Annotated in this window: 13 protein-coding genes; 3 read left to right on the top strand and 10 right to left on the bottom strand. The window is 67.5% G+C overall.

The window, feature by feature from the left end; all coding sequences use genetic code 11:
- Positions 1 to 14: 14 nt before the first annotated feature.
- From ABIB25_RS21395 to ABIB25_RS21360, 8 genes are all read right to left on the bottom strand, one after another.
- Complete coding sequence (locus ABIB25_RS21395) at positions 15 to 2678, bottom strand: GH116 family glycosyl-hydrolase (RefSeq protein WP_354530545.1); 2664 nt, start codon at positions 2676 to 2678, stop codon at positions 15 to 17.
- Positions 2675 to 3460, bottom strand: a complete 786-nt coding sequence (locus ABIB25_RS21390; protein WP_354530544.1) for a hypothetical protein — start codon at positions 3458 to 3460, stop codon at positions 2675 to 2677. Before ABIB25_RS21390 ends, ABIB25_RS21395 begins: the two co-directional genes overlap by 4 nt.
- Before the next feature lie 4 nt (positions 3461 to 3464).
- Positions 3465 to 4319 (bottom strand): carbohydrate ABC transporter permease, encoded by an 855-nt coding sequence (locus ABIB25_RS21385; RefSeq protein WP_354530543.1) that lies wholly within the window; start codon positions 4317 to 4319, stop codon positions 3465 to 3467.
- Between the two features lie 14 nt (positions 4320 to 4333).
- Entirely contained in the window at positions 4334 to 5221 is an 888-nt protein-coding gene (locus ABIB25_RS21380) for a carbohydrate ABC transporter permease (protein WP_354530542.1), read from the bottom strand.
- Positions 5222 to 5289: 68 nt separating this feature from the next.
- Positions 5290 to 6717, bottom strand: a complete 1428-nt coding sequence (locus tag ABIB25_RS21375) for an ABC transporter substrate-binding protein (RefSeq protein ID WP_354530541.1) — start codon at positions 6715 to 6717, stop codon at positions 5290 to 5292.
- A 61-nt stretch (positions 6718 to 6778) separates the two neighbouring features.
- On the bottom strand, positions 6779 to 7858 hold the full coding sequence (locus tag ABIB25_RS21370) for a glycoside hydrolase family 172 protein (RefSeq protein ID WP_354530540.1): 1080 nt from the start codon (positions 7856 to 7858) through the stop codon (positions 6779 to 6781).
- 1 nt (position 7859) lies between these two features.
- Positions 7860 to 9533, bottom strand: a complete 1674-nt coding sequence (locus ABIB25_RS21365) for a fucose isomerase (protein ID WP_354530539.1) — start codon at positions 9531 to 9533, stop codon at positions 7860 to 7862.
- On the bottom strand, positions 9530 to 11053 hold the full coding sequence (locus ABIB25_RS21360) for an FGGY-family carbohydrate kinase (RefSeq protein WP_354530538.1): 1524 nt from the start codon (positions 11051 to 11053) through the stop codon (positions 9530 to 9532). Before ABIB25_RS21360 ends, ABIB25_RS21365 begins: the two co-directional genes overlap by 4 nt.
- A gap of 334 nt (positions 11054 to 11387) precedes the next feature.
- On the opposite strand from ABIB25_RS21360, the gene ABIB25_RS21355 reads away from it, so the two are divergent.
- Both ABIB25_RS21355 and ABIB25_RS21350 read left to right on the top strand, forming a co-directional pair.
- Positions 11388 to 12392, top strand: coding sequence for a LacI family DNA-binding transcriptional regulator (locus ABIB25_RS21355; protein WP_354530537.1), 1005 nt, complete (start codon positions 11388 to 11390; stop codon positions 12390 to 12392).
- A 103-nt stretch (positions 12393 to 12495) separates the two neighbouring features.
- Positions 12496 to 13656 (top strand): glycoside hydrolase family 183 protein, encoded by a 1161-nt coding sequence (locus ABIB25_RS21350; RefSeq protein WP_354530536.1) that lies wholly within the window; start codon positions 12496 to 12498, stop codon positions 13654 to 13656.
- A gap of 16 nt (positions 13657 to 13672) precedes the next feature.
- Here ABIB25_RS21350 and ABIB25_RS21345 read toward each other — a convergent pair whose 3' ends face one another.
- Positions 13673 to 14641 (bottom strand): patatin-like phospholipase family protein, encoded by a 969-nt coding sequence (locus ABIB25_RS21345; RefSeq protein WP_354530535.1) that lies wholly within the window; start codon positions 14639 to 14641, stop codon positions 13673 to 13675.
- 202 nt (positions 14642 to 14843) lie between these two features.
- On the opposite strand from ABIB25_RS21345, the gene ABIB25_RS21340 reads away from it, so the two are divergent.
- Positions 14844 to 16583 carry a transglycosylase SLT domain-containing protein gene (locus ABIB25_RS21340; RefSeq protein WP_354530534.1) on the top strand — a complete coding sequence of 580 codons (1740 nt, stop codon included), beginning with the start codon at positions 14844 to 14846 and terminating at the stop codon, positions 16581 to 16583.
- A 106-nt stretch (positions 16584 to 16689) separates the two neighbouring features.
- Here ABIB25_RS21340 and ABIB25_RS21335 read toward each other — a convergent pair whose 3' ends face one another.
- On the bottom strand, positions 16690 to 16971 hold the full coding sequence (locus ABIB25_RS21335; protein ID WP_354530533.1) for an isoamylase early set domain-containing protein: 282 nt from the start codon (positions 16969 to 16971) through the stop codon (positions 16690 to 16692).
- Positions 16972 to 17049 lie beyond the last annotated feature (78 nt).

Below are 17049 nucleotides of genomic sequence, written 5' to 3'. Positions count from 1 at the left end.
CACCCGGAGTGTGATCAGTGCCAGGAGTCGTCGAGGAAGGCGATTTCCTGACCGGCTTCGAGGACGAGTGCGACCGCAGGCACCACTCTTGTCCCGCGGCCGGTGGTCTCGCAGGAGACCGCCAGCGCTGTGCCGTCCCAGGTCACGGTGGGCGCGGGGACCTGCGAGCCCTCGATTTCCACGGCGCCGAGCCGAATTCGACCGCCGGTGCACTTCAGCTTCACCGACTCGGCGGTGGTGACCAGCAGACCCCAGCCGCCGCCGACGAGCACCGGGATCGACGCCGGTGACGGAGCCGGACGAACCGTCAACGTCGCGCTGACTCCGTCGTAGCGCAGCCCTGACATCGCCTCCAGCACGGACCATCCAGCCATCGCCCTGGCGTAGTGGTCCCCGCACTCGATCTCGTTGTACGGGTTGCGCCGGCGGCCGTCGTGGCGGGTCCACAACGACCGCAGGATCTGCTGGCTCTCCTTCTCAAGGCCCTCCCAGAGACAGTGCGCGGCCACCTGGTACTCGATGCCGGTCCAGACCTCGTCGGCGTACCGCGTGGGAACGGCCGGGCGGCCACCGGTCGGCCAACTGCACATCAGGAGCCCGGCATCGTCACCGTCGGCGTAGATCCGATAGGGGTGGACGAAGTCCGTGAAGTCGGACCGAAGGTTGTAGCGGACCACCGAGCTCAGCGCCGTCCGGACGTGGTCCTGGGGCAGCAGGTAGCCGAGATCGAGTTGGTGGGCCCACCACTGGCCGATCAACTGGTCGGACAGGCAGCCGTCCACCCACTGGAACTCCGCCGGATCGCCCGGCTGCAGCCGCTGCACGTAGTACTCACCGTTGAACAGCGCCTCGTCGTAGTTCGTGCTGGCCAGCTCGAAGGTCTCGCGATAGGACGACGCGCGGCCGGTCTCGCCGACGAGCAGCGCCATCTCCTCCGCGGCGCGCAGCGCGGCCAGCCACAGCGTGCCCATGAACGTGTTGAGGCCGGCCAGGTCGATGTCGTGGGTGCTGGGCTGGGTGCCGGTGAGCATGCCCGTCCCGGTGACGTCCCACTTCGCCCCGATATGGTCCATCAGCCGGGAGATGTTGGGCCAGTAGTGCTCCAGCCATTCCAGACCGCCCCCGGTGCGGACTTCGCGGTAGGTCTTCAGGACGGCGCCGAGCATGCCGTCCAGGGCCGGCTCCTCGGGACCGCCGATCGGTTCGTCCCAGAGTTGACGGAGGTAGACGGGAGCGATCACCCGGTGCGGCAGATAGCCCTCCGGCGCCTGCATGACGTCGAACTCGGTCTCGCGCATGCTCCGCTCGAGCTCTGGAAAGGTCTTCGACAGGGTCTGCTCGTAGTTCCAGACGTGGGTGCAGTTGAGCGGACACGAGCCTCCGAACTGACCGGACCACATGCTGGTCGAGGCCCCCAGCACGCCCTCGAAACCGAAGAACCGACCGTCGGCCGTGCGGAAGCAGGTTGGGCTGCGGACCAGCGAGAGCTGGGCCGCGAGATGGGCAACGGTCTGGTCGTCCAGGCTCGACGCGGCGAGGGTGCCCGACCAGGCGGCCGTCGCATCGCGCAGGCGGTGCCAGTCCGTTGCCACCCGGCGGAATACCTGCTGGGCGTCGGGGAACACCGTGGCGTAGTGGTTGCCGAGCCAGAAGCGGGAGCTCCCCCACTCCGGCCGCTGCGGGCCGAACTGCTCGAAATTGACGATCCGGTTCGGGAAGTGCCACGCCATCACGAATCTGACGATCTTCTCCTGTCCCGGTTCGAGCTCGAACGGCACGCCGATCCCGGTGTTCCAGGTGCGGCCGCTCGCACTGGCACCGACCGACGATCGCGGCGCGTGGCGCTGGGGGTCGCCGGTGGCGCGGTCGGATCGGAGCCGGCTGGTGCCGCTGTTCAGGGCGCGGGCGTCGAGAAAGGCGATGTACTCGTCGAGCCGCTGCCACTGGGTCAGCACCGGCGCGGCCGAATCGTCTGCGGCCAGCACCATCTGGCCGGCGCCGGGGGCATCCGCAGGCAGCGATCCGTTCTCCAGGACGACCGAGGTCCAGCCGTCGTCGCGGACCACCCGGTTGGTGTTGCCGCCGTAGCCGGCGCCGTTCACGCCGTCGATCGGGCTGACCCCGTCCCAGCCGACCGCGTTCTGCAGCGTGGCGCCGAGGGTGCCGTGGATGGCAACCGGATCGGTGTTGACGATGCGAAACGTGAACATGGCAGCCGGGATGGAGCTGCTCTCCGCATCCAGCGGCACCAGCGGCGTGAAGGCCTCGAGCGTCAGCGACAGCGGCAGATCGTCGTCATCGTAGGAGATCTCGGCAAACGGGTAGGTACCGGCGAAACTCGTCGAGGCGACGCCGCCGAACCTTTCCAATGCCTCGCGCTGCCAGGACGGCACCTCGTCATCGGTGACCAACGGGGTTCGCGTCGACGGTGGGACGGGATCGGCCTGCAGGATCTTCACGGTGTTCTGCGGAGGCTCGGTCCGGCTGGCCCTGATCGCGAACATCGACCACGGCAGCGATCCGCCGTGGTTCCCGATGTTGTGCAGCTGCCACTGCCGCAGGCTGCCGTCGGCGCAGATCGCCACGTTTCCGGTGCCGATGCCGCCGAGCGGCATGGCGATGTGCGGCCGCTGGGCCGCGCCGACGCGGTTCTGGCGGAAGGCGGAGGGGGACGTCACCATTGGCTCCCTGGAGCGGTTGTCGAATTCTCTGGAGCGATGTCGTCGGGACCAGTGGTGGCGAGCAGGCTCTGCCCCTCGCCGGAGGTCCACACCGCCGCGACGAGGACGAAGGCTGCGGGCAGTGGAACCACCAGCACCAGGGACGCGGTCAGGTGCAGGCAGGCCCACAGGCCGGCAGCGGGCAGCACCACCGTACTGGCCGACGGGATCGGTTGGCGCGCCATCAGAGTCAGCGCGGTGGTCCAGAGCTGCACCGTCGTCAGCCGGCGATCGGCCTCCCGCAGGGTGAGCGCGAGAACCGCGGCCACGGTGGATACCACCGTCACCGCTACGCAGACCGCCAGCGGACCGAGCGCCCACCACTGCCCGGTCTGCGCCCACATCTGCCAGGCGACCAGGGCCAGGCAGCCGGCGACGACGGGCACACCGGTGATGCGCAGGGTGGGCAGCCAGAATCCGGCCCAGCAGGCCCGGGGCGACCAGCGCCGCGCCGACCCGGGTAGACCGGCCGTGTGACCGGCCGGAGCGCCGAACAGGGCTCGATGGTAGGTCCGGAGGAGCAGCGTGAACGCCGGGATCACGAGCACGCCCATGACCACCACACCGGCCGGTGTCGGACCCGGCCCGCAGAGCAGCACCAGGGTGAATCCAAGGCAACAACACACACTTGCGCCCAGCAGTACCGGCAGCGAGGACCAGCTCACGGCCAGCAGGCGGCGCAGCAGCACCGTCTGGAGGTCGGCGGACGGTCGTGTCGGCGGACGGAAGCTCGCCGTCATCTCCTCATCCCTTCAGTCCGGCCGTCGCGATGCTGGCGACGAAGTAGCGTTGGAAGATCAGGAAGACGATCAGCACGGGCAGCACGACCATGGTGATCGCGGCGAACACGATCACCGCTGGTCCGCCGCCGTAGCCGCCCTGCAGGGTGACGAGGCCGAGCGGGAGCGTCATCTTCTCCGGGCTGGTGAGGAAGATCAACGGGCCGAAGTAGTTGTTCCACGATGCCTCGAAACCCAGCACCGTCAGCGCCGAGATAGCCGGCCCCGACAGCGGAACGATCATCCGGAACAGGATCCAGAAATGGCCGGCACCGTCGATCCTGGCCGCCTCGTCCAATTCGCGGGGAATGGACTTGAAGTACTGGCGAAGGAAGAAGATGGCGAACACATTGATCAGGGCGGGCAACCAGAGCGCGGCGAGCGTGTTGTACAGACCGAGCTTGTTCATCAGGATGAAGACCGGGATGATCGTCAGCTGGCCGGGGATCATCAGGGCGCCGAGCATCACCAGGAAGATGGCCTGGTTGCCGCGGAACCTGACCCGCGAGAAGCCGTACGCCGCAGGGATGCTGACCAGCAGCGAACCGCCGGTGCTCAACACCGCGACGTACAGGCTGTTCAGTGCCATCCGCCCGAACGGGATCATGTCCGGCACGGCGCGGAAGTTCTCCGTGGTGAACGGACGCGGAATCCAGGTCGGCGGGACGGAGAATGCGTTCTCCGTGCCGGTGAGCGAGGTGGTGATCAGCCACACCAACGGTGTCACCATCAGGACGGCGATCACCACCAGGACGAGGGTGATCAGCGCCGAGCCGATCCGGATCCGCCGCCTGGCGCGGGGGACGGTGGTGGTGGTCATTCCCGAAACATCCGTCATTCCTCGTACACCCATTTCCTGGCGCCGATGAACTGCAGCAGCGTGACCGACATGATGACGAGGAAGACCAGCAGCGCCATCGCGCACGCATAACCGATCTGGAAACTCTGGAACCCCGTCTGGTACAGGTACATCACGATGCTCATCGTCGAGTCGTCCGGACCGCCGTTGCTGATGATCTGCATCGGTTCGAAGATCTGGAACGCCCCGATGAAGGTGATGACCGTGGCGAAGAAGATGGTCGGTGACATCAGCGGCAGGGTCACGTTGAAGAACACCTGACGGCTGTTCGCCCCGTCGGTGCGTGCGGCCTCGATCAGCGTCTTCGGGACGGTCTGCAAACCGGCCAGCATGATGATGAAGGTGAAGCCGATCGTGTGCCAGAAGTCGATGCCGATGATGCCGACCAGGGCCCAGTGCGGGTCGGTGAACCATTGCGGCGAGGTGATCCCGATCTCGGCCAGGTAGTAGGTCACGAGACCGAAAGTCGGGTCGAGCACGTACTTCCAGATCAGCGCGACCGCCGCCCAGGAAATGATGAACGGGAAGAAGATCGCCGTGCGGACGAGGTAGGACAGCACCTTGTTCATCGCGCGGTTGACCGCCAACGCGAGCAGCAACCCGCCGATGATGTGGGTGACCACCGACGCGAAGGCGAACAGGAACGTCGTCCCCATCACCTTCCACAGCAGCGGGTCCGAGAACAACGCACGGAAGTTGTCGGTCCCGGAGAAGACCGCCGGGGTCAACAGGTCCCAGTGGTAGAAGCTGAGCACGATCGCGGCGACGAACGGCCCGGCGATGAAGATCAGGAAGAGCAGGACCGCGGGACTGATGAACAGATACCCCCGCCAGTCGTTGGTACGCGCCCGCACCCGTGCCATCGGCCGGAGTGCGCCCGATGGCCCGGCCGATGACCCGATGGATGAGCCGGCGGGGATCTGGTCGAGAGTCACAGCAGCGTCTTCAACTTCGTGTTCGCGGCCTCCAGGGTGCTCTGCGCGTCTCCGTTCCCGGAGATGACCTTCAACCAGGCGTCCTCGATGGTCTTCTGGATCTCGGCTCCCCGGTCCGGCGAGGGAATGGGGGTCGCGTACGCGATGGCATCCGACAGCAGGCCGCTACCCTTCGGGGCGTTGGTGGTGAACGACGCGCTCTTGGCCACCGAGAGGCGGGCCGGGACGATCGTTCCTCCGATGGTGGCGAAGTAGTCGCCGGCCGGCTTGGAGATCAGGAACTTGATGAACTCCCAGGCCGCGTCCTTGTTCTTGGACGCCTTGGTGATCGGCCACGCGTCCCAGCCGACCGGGGAGCCGTCCGCGATCTTCTTGGGCCACTTGACGATCTGCACCTTGTCGACGATCTTCAGTCGCCGCATGTCGATCGTGGGCCACCGGCCACCGGCCAGACCTGCGAGTTTGCCGTTGCTCATGTTGGTCGCCGCGTCGAACGCGCCGCCGGGTTTCGGGGCCAACCCCGCATCGATCAGACTCTTGGCGAAGGTCACGGCCTCGACGGCAGCCGCGGTGTTGAAGGTCGGGACGTTCCAGTCTGCATTGAACGTGGCAGCGCCGTTGGTGGTCAGCCACGGCATGACGTCGGTGAAGTACCCGGATCCGACGGGCAGCATGAACGCGCCGGTCTTGTCCTTGACCTGCTGGGCGGCTGCTTTGAAGTCATCCCAGGACCAGTCGCCGGTCGGGACCGTGGCGCCGGCCTTGGCGAGGATTTCGGTATTGAGGTACATGCAGACCGTGTTGTAACCGCCTGGCATGTAATAGGTCTTGCCGTCCGTCGAGCCGTACTTCGTGGTCCAGGCCTTGAGATTCGGATCGATGTCCGCGTAGTAGTTGTCCACGAGCGCCTTGTCCCTCGCGATGTAGGGGTCAAGGGGTTCCAGCAGACCTTTGGAGGCGAAGATCCGCTGGCCCTCGGTGGCGATCTGGATGATGTCGGGGATCTGGCCACCGGCGATCCTGGTGGCCACCGTGTTGGAGAAGGTCGCCCACGATGCGGAGGCGATCCCCTGTGCCTGCAACGTGATCGCCGGATTGATCTTGTTGAACTCGGCGAACAGGGACTTGAACTGGGCCTGCTGGTTGGCGTCACCGTAGTAGACGAAGCTCAGCGATCCGGAGGCCGTCGAGGACGTGGTCGCGCCGCCGACCGCGGTCGCTCCGGCAGCACCCCCGGTGGCGGCCGCTCCTGACGACGTGGTCGCGACCGGCCCGGCCGCGGTGCTCGTGCCGCTGCATGCGGCCAGCCCTGACAGGAGCGGGAGCGTGGCCGCCGCGCCCAGCACCCTGAGCATCTGACGACGGTTGAAGGCGTTGCCGGCGACGCCGGCGGCAGTGCTGGTGAAGCTGGGATCGCGTTTCATTGCAGGTCCTTTCGGTTGACTTCGCTGTCAATTGATTTGTGCGGGTGCGGGGCAGCGGCCTTCACTCCAGGGGTGCCCCGCCGACCTCCAACTCGTCGGCTCCGGGCAGTACCGGGCGGGTCGCGGTCGGCCGGTCGAGGTAGAAGTACGCGACCGAGGAGATGTCGTCGGTGAGCAGCTGGTAGCGGTGACGCGACTTCCAGCCCAGCGCCTGGATGTCGGCGCGGAGATCGGTCCGGAAGTTGATGGGATCGGCCAGGTGCCAGCGATACATCCCGAATCGTTGCTGGCTCTGGTAGAGGCCGTCCGGCGCGAGGATCTGGTGTAGACCGAGATACGGTGTGGTATAGGCGGTATAGCCCTGGCCGGGCACGTCGAAGTTCCAGGCGCCGCCGAAGTAGTCCTCGGTACCGGTGCCGCAGATGGTCGGGTACTCCTGGTCCCCGTCGAGGTAGAACTTGACCTCGCCCTCCCCCCACCAGCCGGGCCGGTTGACTCCCCACGCCAGGTAGGTGCCCACGTACTTGCCATGCCCGAGCACCCCGGTCACGAGAGGGTGGGTGGTGCCGGACGGCAACGGGTTGCTCCGCCGGAACTGCGCGTGCAGGTAGCCGCCGTCCGTGGCCTGCGTGTCGCTCTCGTAGGTCACCTGGTAGTAGACGGTCGCAGCGTCAGGCGCCAGGTTCTCGATGGTCAGCCGGGCGGACGCCGAGAAGGGCATCGGCCAGTACGAGTTGAACCCACCGTGGGGATTGGCCGCGATCACCAACGAACTCAGCTGCGCGAAACTGCACCAGCCCTGACCGAAGAAGTCACCGAGGGGCACTTCGATGGCCGGCTCTTCCGCGCCGTCCCAGTAGGCCCGCAGGATCAGGCTGCGCCAACGGCTCCGGTGGGTGGTGATCCACAGGTGGGTGATCACCGCCGGCCCCTCGATCTCGGACATGGTCAACGTCTCGCCCGGAGCGATGTCGACGCTCGGGGAGATCTTCCACCCCACGCCGAGACCCTCCGCGCAGGCGGCCCCGGTGCCTTCGGTGGCCCGGCCACCGCCCCCCTTGGCCCCGTCGAAGTTCTCCGGCGAGATCGACCGCGTACGACCGGAACCGAGCCGGGCGATGTCGAACACTGCCTCCGCCATCTCAGTTCTCGCCCTCCGGTCCGACCAGCCGGACGTCGCCGCACAGGTGCACCGTGACGCCGAGCGCGTCGAACGCGGCCGCCTTCGCGGTGAGCGCACGGTCCGCGGATTCGGCGTCCGGGGCATACACCACCTGCACGTGATTGGCCTTGTGACGTGCCATCAACGCATCCCGTCCCACCCCGTGGAGCACGGCATGCATGATCGGCCATTCCGGGCTGGTCATGGACAGCCTGCGCTGCGTCTCGGCCGCCGGCAGATCCGCGACATGTCCACGGCCCAGATCGATCTGGAGGCTGCCGTTCTCGATGTACACCCGGGACCAGACGATCTCGCCGGGCTTCGAGCAGCCGCTCAGCGTCCCGCCGCCCAGCGGGAAGAACATCTTCGGCTGGCGCCTGCTGTAGGAGTTCCGGTAGCCACCGTTGTGGGAGGCGGGCACCGCGCCGGAGATCATGAAGGTCCAGACGAACTCTCCGTCGTACTCCTCACCCCAGCGGACGTCGTGCAAGGTGTTGGCGGGGTCGAATCCCATCGCCGTCCACAGCCGATTGGTGACCAGGGCATCGATCGCCACCCCTTCGTCGACCTCGTTGAAGTGCGGAAGGGCCTGCCCCGCATACAGTTCCCTGGCCCCGTCACGGCTGTACACGGGGGGCCGGTCGACATTGTTGAGCAGACCCTCCACCAGGTCACTGGCCGGCACGGTGTCCTTGAGCCCCTGCTGGTACTGGATCCCCACGGCGTCGAGTCCGAAATCGTCGGACATCCGGACCGCGGCGATGTACATCTTCATCTGGCTGTGCACCTGGGCCGGGGTCAGTTCGCTGGCCTCGTCGGTCCCGAACTCGAACGTCAGGCCCGCGGCGTCCAACCAGGCCTTCGCCGCGGCGGCCTCCTCTTCGCCGACCCGGCCCATCTCGGCCACCAGGGCACTCTGCGACAGCCGCTCCTTGTAGATGCCGGTCGGATTCAGCAGCTCGTCGTCGAAGATCGCGTTGTACATCCCCATGCAGCCTTCGTCGAAGATGCCGATGATGGCCTTGTCGGTGATCAGCTGCCGGGCCAGCGCCTGTCCGAGGGCGATCTCGGGCACGGCCGGATCCAACGGAGGCAGCGAGCGCACGTGGTCGACGGAATGGACGAGTTTGCCGGTCTCCAACCAGCTCCGGAGCCCGTCCCGCGCCCACTGGTCGGTGAAGTCCAGGCTCCACAGCGAGGAATAGTCGATGCCGGCCTTGGTGAGGCTGCCGGCGAGGTTGAGCATCCCGACCAACCCCGGGAAGGTGCCGTTCCAGTTGGCCACCAGCAGGATCGGCCCGCGGTGCGACCGCAGACCGGCCATCAGGTGGTGGCTGTACTGCCACACCGCCTCCACCACCACCACCGGTGCGTCGGGCGGGATGTCCCGGAAGACCTCGATCCCCCGGCGCTGGCTGTCGATGAAGCCATGCCCGGCCACCTCGTCGACGGCGTGCGCCCTGACCACCTGCCAGCCGAGATCGTTGACGGCGACGGTGACGTCGGATTCCAGCTGCTGCTGGACGGGCCAGCACTGCAGGTTCGCGGAGAGCCGCAGGTCGCCGTTGGCCACCGTGTAGACGGTGGCCGGAGGCGTCGTCGGCTCGGCACGCAACTCGGGGAACAGGTAGGCGGGGCGCGAATGATCTGTCATACGTGAACACCTCTCGGGTCTGATGTCCGTCGAGCGGCAGCAGTTTCGATCTGCCGGCGGGACAGGGAATGGCCGAGCTCGAGGGTTGCGCCCCGGGCCTCGGTGTACAGGTGGTAGAGATCGTCGTAGCCGGGCCGCATCTCGGCGTTCGGCCGGATGACCGAGGCCACCGGGTTCCAGTGGTCGATGGTCGGGTCCACGACGGCGCCGGCCGCCAGGAAGGCCGCGCCGTAGCTCGCCCCGACGCTGGTCTCCCGCAGCTCCTGCGGGAGACCGGTGACGTCGCAGACGATCTGGGCCCAGAGGCCGCCCTGGGTGCCGCCGCCGACCGCCACTGCGCGATCGATCCGCCCGCCGGCCGCCGCCATCACATCGACGTTGTGCCGGACACCCATCGCGGTGGCCTCCAATGCCGCCCGGTAGAGATCACCCCTGGTGTGGGAGAGGGTGAGGCCCGCGATCAGCCCACGGGCCATCGGATCGGCGATCGGGGTGCGCTCCCCGGCGAAGTACGGCAGCATCAGCAGACCGTTCGCTCCGGCCGGGGACCGGCCGGCCTCGGACAGCAGGTGGGCATAGTCGACGCGGCCGAACAGCTCTCGAAGCCAAGCGGTGATCGAGCCGGAGGTCGCCATACCGGCAGCCAGGTTGCGGCTGCCCTGCGTGACGCCGACCGTCGCCCACAGCGGGGGCGCCGACACCGGCCGGTCGACCGTGTTGATCAGGAACATCGTCGAGCCGTACATCAGCATCAGATCGCCGATCCCCAGTGCACCGACGCTGACCGCCTCGGCCCACGCATCGATGGTTCCCGCGATGACGGGGATCCCGGCGGGCAGGCCGGTTGCCGCTGCGGCCGCTGCCGAGATCCGCCCGCCGACCTGATCGGACCAGAGCAGCTCCGGCGCCCGCAGTTGCGGACAGATCTGCTGCCACCACGGCTCGAACCACCGCGCCGCGCCCGCGTCGTAGAGGGGCGTCGACTGGCTGGCCGAGTGGTGGTCGAGGACGTACCGACCGGTCAGCCGGCGGACCAGCCAGGAACTCGGCATGAACAGCCGCCGGGCCCTGGCGAAGTCGGCCGGCTCGTGCCGGGCCAGCCAGGCCAGTTTCGGGCCGACCGCCTGGGTCGACAGGGCGGACCCGCAGCGGGCCACGATGGCCGCTTCGCCGAAATCGTCGGTCAGTCCTGTGATCTCGTCCAGGGCCCGGGTGTCAACGCCGTACAGGATCGCCGGCCGGACCGGGACGTCGTCGTCATCGACGAGCAGCACGCACGGCCCCATCCCGCTCACGCCGACGGCGATGACTTCGATGGGGTGGCGGGCCAGCAGTTCGGCCGTCATCGAGGTGAACTCGGCCCACCAGATCTGCGCATCCATCTCGACGTGGCCGGGCACCGGGCGATCCAGGTCGTGGTCGCGCTGGACCTGCGCGAGCACGGCGCCGTCGAGGGAGACCAGTACACCCTTGCTGCTCGAGCTGCCGATGTCGACGCCCAGAACGGCCGCGGCGGTCATGTTCCCCCTCGGGTCCTTGCTGACTCGACAGCGTCGTCGGCCAGGTTCACGCCGACACTGATCACGCAGCCGACCTGGAGATCCAGGCCGGGGCGGGAGGAGCACCGGCGCTCTGGTGGCCGAGCATAGGGCTGAGAAACCGATTACACAAGAGGGTCTCGCACCCTGCCGGGCCTCGGCAGGTTCGGCAGAGAGTGCGATGCCGCGGCGTCCGGTGGCCAGCGCTGCGGTGAACAACCGTCACGGTTGTCGTAAGATCTGCGCTGTCCTGGCCGATCCAGGGGCGACAGCCGACCGCGCGCAGACCGGCGAAACGAAATCGGAGGTGCCCCTGATGCCGACCATCGCTGATGTGGCCAGGGCCGCCGGAGTCTCGACGGCAACGGTCTCGCGGGTCCTGAATGGCAACAACGAGGTCGATCCGTTGTTGGCGGCCAGGGTCCGTATCGCGGTCAAGGATCTCGCCTACCGGCCGAGTCGGATCGCCCGCAGCCTGCGGACCAGGCGCACCATGGTGTGGGCCCTGATCATCTCCGACATCCGCAATCCATTCTTCACCGACATGGTGCGCGGCGTGGAGGACGTTGCCTACGCGAATGGTTACTCGCTGGTGCTGTGCAATTCGGAGGAGAACGTTGCGAAGGAACTCGACTATCTCCAGCTGGCCCTCGCGGAGAACATGGCGGGCGTGATCCTGGCGCCGGCCTCGTTGACCCAGACCAACTTCGACCAGCTGCTCGAACAAGGTATTCCGGTCGTCACCGTCGACCGAAAACTGAGTGGCGACAGGGTAGATCGGGTACTCATCGACAATTCCGGTGGTGCGGAGATGGCGGTGTCCCATCTCGTGGCGGCGGGATATCGTCGCATCGGATGCGTCAGTGGTCCGATCACCGTCTCCACCGGGGCCGACCGCCTCGGCGGTTACCGCAACGGCCTGATCCGCAACGGCTTGAAGCCGTCGGCCGAATTGATCCGCTTCGGCGATTTCCACGAGGAGAGCGGGTTGGCAGCGATGAAACAGCTGCTCGGCCTCCGCCGCCCGATCGATGCCGTCTTCGTCGCGAACAACCTGATGACACTGGGCGCGCTCGAGGCGATCGCCGAGGCCGGCCTGACCATTCCTGACGAGATGGCTGTCGTCGGATTCGACGACATGTCGTGGTCGCGGCTCCTCCGCCCACCTTTGACGACGGTCGCGCAACCCACCTACGACCTCGGAGCCGAGACCGCCCGGATGCTGCTGAGCCGGATCGGTGGCTACGACGGCGCGCCGCGGGAACTGATCCTCTCTCCCACCCTCCGGGCCAGGGCCAGTTCGGCCCGGGCCGGGAACTGACCCCGGTCCAAGCCTTGACAACCCGCCACTGGATGGTCAGTCTGAGTGAGAAATCGTTATCTCGGGTGGTCATCGATCCGCCCCGGCAGAGCGGGAGCGCTACGTGTTCGCCCAACGACGGGTCGGAGTCCGGCGCGGCCAACGGCCGTCCCGGTGGATCGGTGCGCTCGCCGGCGTCCTTCTCGTGCTGAGCGGATGTTCTGCTTCGCCACCGATCGAGCCGGACCGTCTGCCGACGGACACCGCCAGCCTCCCGATGGTGCTCGCCGGAGTGGACGGCGTGCACAAGGTGTCGGCGCTGACGGGTCCGGATTCACCGAACCGCACCGACCGTTTCGAGGTGGCCGGCCAGGATCTGGGTTCCATGTTCGAGGCCGACGGCAGGATCTGGTTCGTCTTCGGCGATACCTTCGGCCAACGGGATCCCGGCATGACCGGTGGCGGTGGCGACGAGTGGCGATCCAACGCCCTGGCCTACTCGACCGACCGGAACCCGGCCGACGGCATCACGCTTGACGGATACACGCTGGACAGCAATGGTTCTGCCGCCGAGCCGATCCCGGGCAAGAAGATCGACGACGACGAGATGACGATCATCCCGACGTACGGTTTTGCCGTCGGGGCCACCTTGTACCTGGCCTTCATGTCGGTCCGGCACTGGGGCGATGCCGGCGAGTGGGAGACCAACTACGCCGGACTGGCGCGATCGAAGGACAAGGGCGCGACCTGGCAGAAACTGGATACCCCCCGGTGGGGAGGGAACAGCAATTTTGTCCAGGTCAGCGTCACCGACCTGAATGGTGAGCTGTACTTCTGGGGTGTCACCCACGGTCGTTTCGGTGGCGTGCAGCTGATGAAGGTGGCCTCCGCACAGGTCGAGCAGCAGGGCGCCTACCAGTACTTCACCGGGACCGATACGTCAGGAAAACCGTTGTACAGCAACGAGATCACGAAGGCGAAGACGATCGTCGCCGGCACCGTGGGTGAGTTGTCGGTGGTATGGAACGACTACCTCGACCGCTGGTTGATGACATCGACGGACGGCGGCGGCGCGGGCTCGACGATCCGCGAGGCAGCGGCCCCGTGGGGGCCGTGGTCCGCGCCGATCACCCTCGTCTCGGCCACCGACGTCCCCGGGGTCTACGCGCCCTACATGCTGGCGGACTACGTCGGCGACGGCGGACGCACGATCTACTTCACGCTGTCGGTGTGGGATCCGTACAACGTCTTCGTCTACCGGGCAGATCTGAGGAAGACCGGCTGAACAGGCCCCGAATCGGTCAGGAGACGCGACGCAACGCGGAGGTGAGCGAGTCGTAGCCCATGTCCGCCGCCAACCTGACCCTCGCCGGATCGGTGGTGAGACCGCGCACGCCGACATCGCGAGCCGGTGTGATGGCCAGCAGGTGGATGCCCTGCCGCGAGTCGTGGGCGGCATCGTCCAGCAGCGCGAGGACGGGGCCGAGCCGCTGACTCTCCTGGGCCATCGAACCGAGCCCCGGAGCGATCCGATCCAGACTCCTGGCCCACCGTGCGGGACGCGGCGCAGCGTCCTTCTGCCGCAGGCCGGCCACCGTCCGGTTCAGCAGGGCCAGCACGTGCGTCGCGCCGTCGCGCAGCGCGCGGTGGACCGGCAGCGGCTCGGACACCGAGCCGTCGATCCATCGTCGGCCGTGCAACCGGACCGGTCGGCCCGCCAGGAACGGGATCGAGGCCGTCGCCCGCATGGCGAGCTTCCACTCGAGTTCGTTGCGTGGTTCCAGCACGTGCGCGCTCAGATCGTCGACATCGGTGGCGATCACCTTCAGCGGCACCGTCAGGTTGTTGAGCAGATGCCAGGGCATGGGCTTGGACTCCACCATGATGCGGTCGAGCAGGTGATCGAGGGAGACCATCGGCCGCCACAGCCCGAGCCGACGAGGGTCGATGAACGCCCGGCTGGCCATGTCCTCGAAGAAGATGTGCGCCGATCCGCGGCCATCCCCCATCAGCAGCGCCGCACCGATGAAGGCGCCCGCCGAGCTGCCGTAGACGACGTCGAAACATCCGCCGAGCCCGGCATCGTCGAGGGCGTGCGCCATGCCACCGGCATAGGCGGCCCGCATCCCACCACCGTTCACCACGAGCGCGACCCGATGTCCGTCGTCCAGCCGACCGGTGTTCCTCCGGTGCAGCAGCACCCGCAGCACCTCGTCGTCGCCGGGAAGTTCCGGCGGGCCGGCGAGCAGCGGCTCCGAGGGCGATGTCACCGCTCGATCATGCCGCCTCAGTGCTTTCTGAGCACATTTCCGAGCTTTCTGAGCACATTCCCACTGCTGCGATGGGCGGACCGATGGATCTCAGCCAGGAACACCCTTCACTTTTAGTCACTTCTTGTGACAGAGTGCTCACTGTTAGCGGGTCCGCCGGTGTACCCGACCTCGCAAGCCGGGCGGCACGGAAGGACCCGACATGTCGATGTTCCAACGTCGCAGCTCCACCCTCGCAGCCTGTCTGCTCGCGCTCGTCGCCCTGGTGACGCCACCCCCGGCGCTCGCTTCGACGGCCCCACCGCGGGCAGCCGTTCCTGCCAAGGCATGGGCAGCAGCGGCAGGCACCATGACCGCAGCTGCGGCCCCGACGGTGGCCGGCTCGTTCACCGCGGTCGCCCCGTCCCGAATTCTCGACACACGCACCGGTCTCGGCGCGGCCGGCCCGGTTCCGGCCACCGGCTCGGTCGCGGTCACCGTGCTGGGTGCCGGCGGGATTCCGGCGACCGGAGTGTCGGCGGTGGCGCTGAACGTGACGGTCACCCGCGCGCTGGCCCCGGGCTACATCACCGTGTACCCCGACGACTCCATCCGCCCCGTCGCCTCCAGTCTGTCCTTCTGGGCGGGGCAGACCATCCCCAACCTGGTGGTCGTACCGGTGGGCGACAACGGCAAGGTTCGGGTGTTCAACGGCTCCGCCGGCACCGCAGCGCTGGTCGCCGACGTGGCCGGCTTCTTCCTGACCGGGGCTCCCGGGATCACGCCGGTGGGCGGCTCGTTCCAGCCCGTTGCGCCGAAACGCCTGCTGGACACCCGGATCGGGCTCGGCGCCGCGGCAAGTCCGGTGGCCGGCAACAGCTCCCTGTCGCTCCAGATCTCCGGGGCAGCGGGTCTACCGACGTCGGGGATCGCCGCGGTGGCGCTGACGGTCACGGTCACCCGGCCCACCGCTTCGGGCTACCTGACGGTCTATCCGGAAGCGACCGCACGACCGGGCGTGTCCAGCCTGGACTTCACGGTCTCCCGCACGGTGCCCAACCTGGTCGTGGTACCGCTCGGCAGCCTCGGACGGATCCGCCTGTTCAACGGTTCGCCCGGATCCGTGGCGCTGATCGCCGATGTCGCCGGCTACTTCCGGGCCGGAACACCGGGAGTGGCCGGTGCTTTCCAGCCGGTCACACCGACACGCCTGCTGGACACCCGGATCGGGCTCGGCGCTCCGGCAGGTGCGGTGCCGGGCAACAGTTCGATCACCGTCAAGCTCGCCGGCACTGGCGCGCTCCCCGTACCGGGTGTGGCAGGCGCCGTGGTCAACGTGACCGCCGTCGCCCCCTACGCCGCAGGGGTCGTCACGGTCTACGCCAATGGCACAGCGCAGCCCAAGACGTCGAACCTGAACTTCGTCGGGGGCCAGACCGTCGCCAACCTGGTGATGGTGCCGCTCGGATCGGACGGGCGGATCCGGATCTACAACAGCAGCGGCGGCAGCGTTCAACTGCTCGCCGACGTGGTGGGTTTCTACCTCGACGGAAGCGGCGCCGCCCAGTGCAACGCCATCGCCTCGGACCCGAACGGCACCTCGGTGACGCGGTGGAATCCGGTGGTGCAGTGCATCCTGAACGCCCTGCACCAGTCGACCGGTAACGTCGCCGACGTGGACACGATCATCCGTTACGAGTCGGGTGGCGACCCGAACGCGATCAACCTCACCGACATCAACGCGCAGAATGGGCATCCGTCGATCGGGCTGGTCCAGGTCATCAAGTCGACCTTCGAGACCTACCGGTCACCGCAACTCCCGGACAACCAGTACAACCCGGCCGCCAACCTCTACGCCGGGATGAACTACGCGATCCAGACCTACGGCTCGATCCACGACGTCCCGGGCCTGGTGTCACTGCGCAACGGCGGAGGCTACGTGGGATACGTCGTCCACCGTTGACCGCTGTGCTGTGTCGACCGGCCGCGGGCCGGGCGGCAGCTTGCCGGGTGGCAGCTTGCCGGGTGGCAGCTTGCCGGGTGGCAGCTTGCAAGGCGTGCGGCGACGGTCAGGCGCGGACCAGCGAACCCTGGGGGGTGATCTCGTGCGCATCGGGGTCGTCGAACCAGACACCGCCCACCCCGAGATAGCGGAAACTGACTTCCTGGCCGCGCGGCACCGCGATGCTGACACTCCGAGTTCCGTTGCTGCGCTTGATGAGTCGATGCGCACCGGGCCGCCAGTCGTTGAACGATCCGACGACGGACACCGCGCCGTCATGGATGTCGTCGGGCAGGACGAACTGGATCTTCGTAGCGGTCTTGTCGCGCTGTTGGATGCGGATCGTCATCGGGCGTCTCCATCGTTCATGGGCTCATCACCAGTGGGCGTCCATCTCTTGGACCTCTCCCACGCTAGGGCCGTCGGC

This window comes from Nakamurella sp. UYEF19 (assembly GCF_040546275.1).
In the GTDB taxonomy this organism is placed as follows: domain Bacteria; phylum Actinomycetota; class Actinomycetes; order Mycobacteriales; family Nakamurellaceae; genus Nakamurella.
This window is presented reverse-complemented; position numbering and strand designations above follow the sequence as displayed.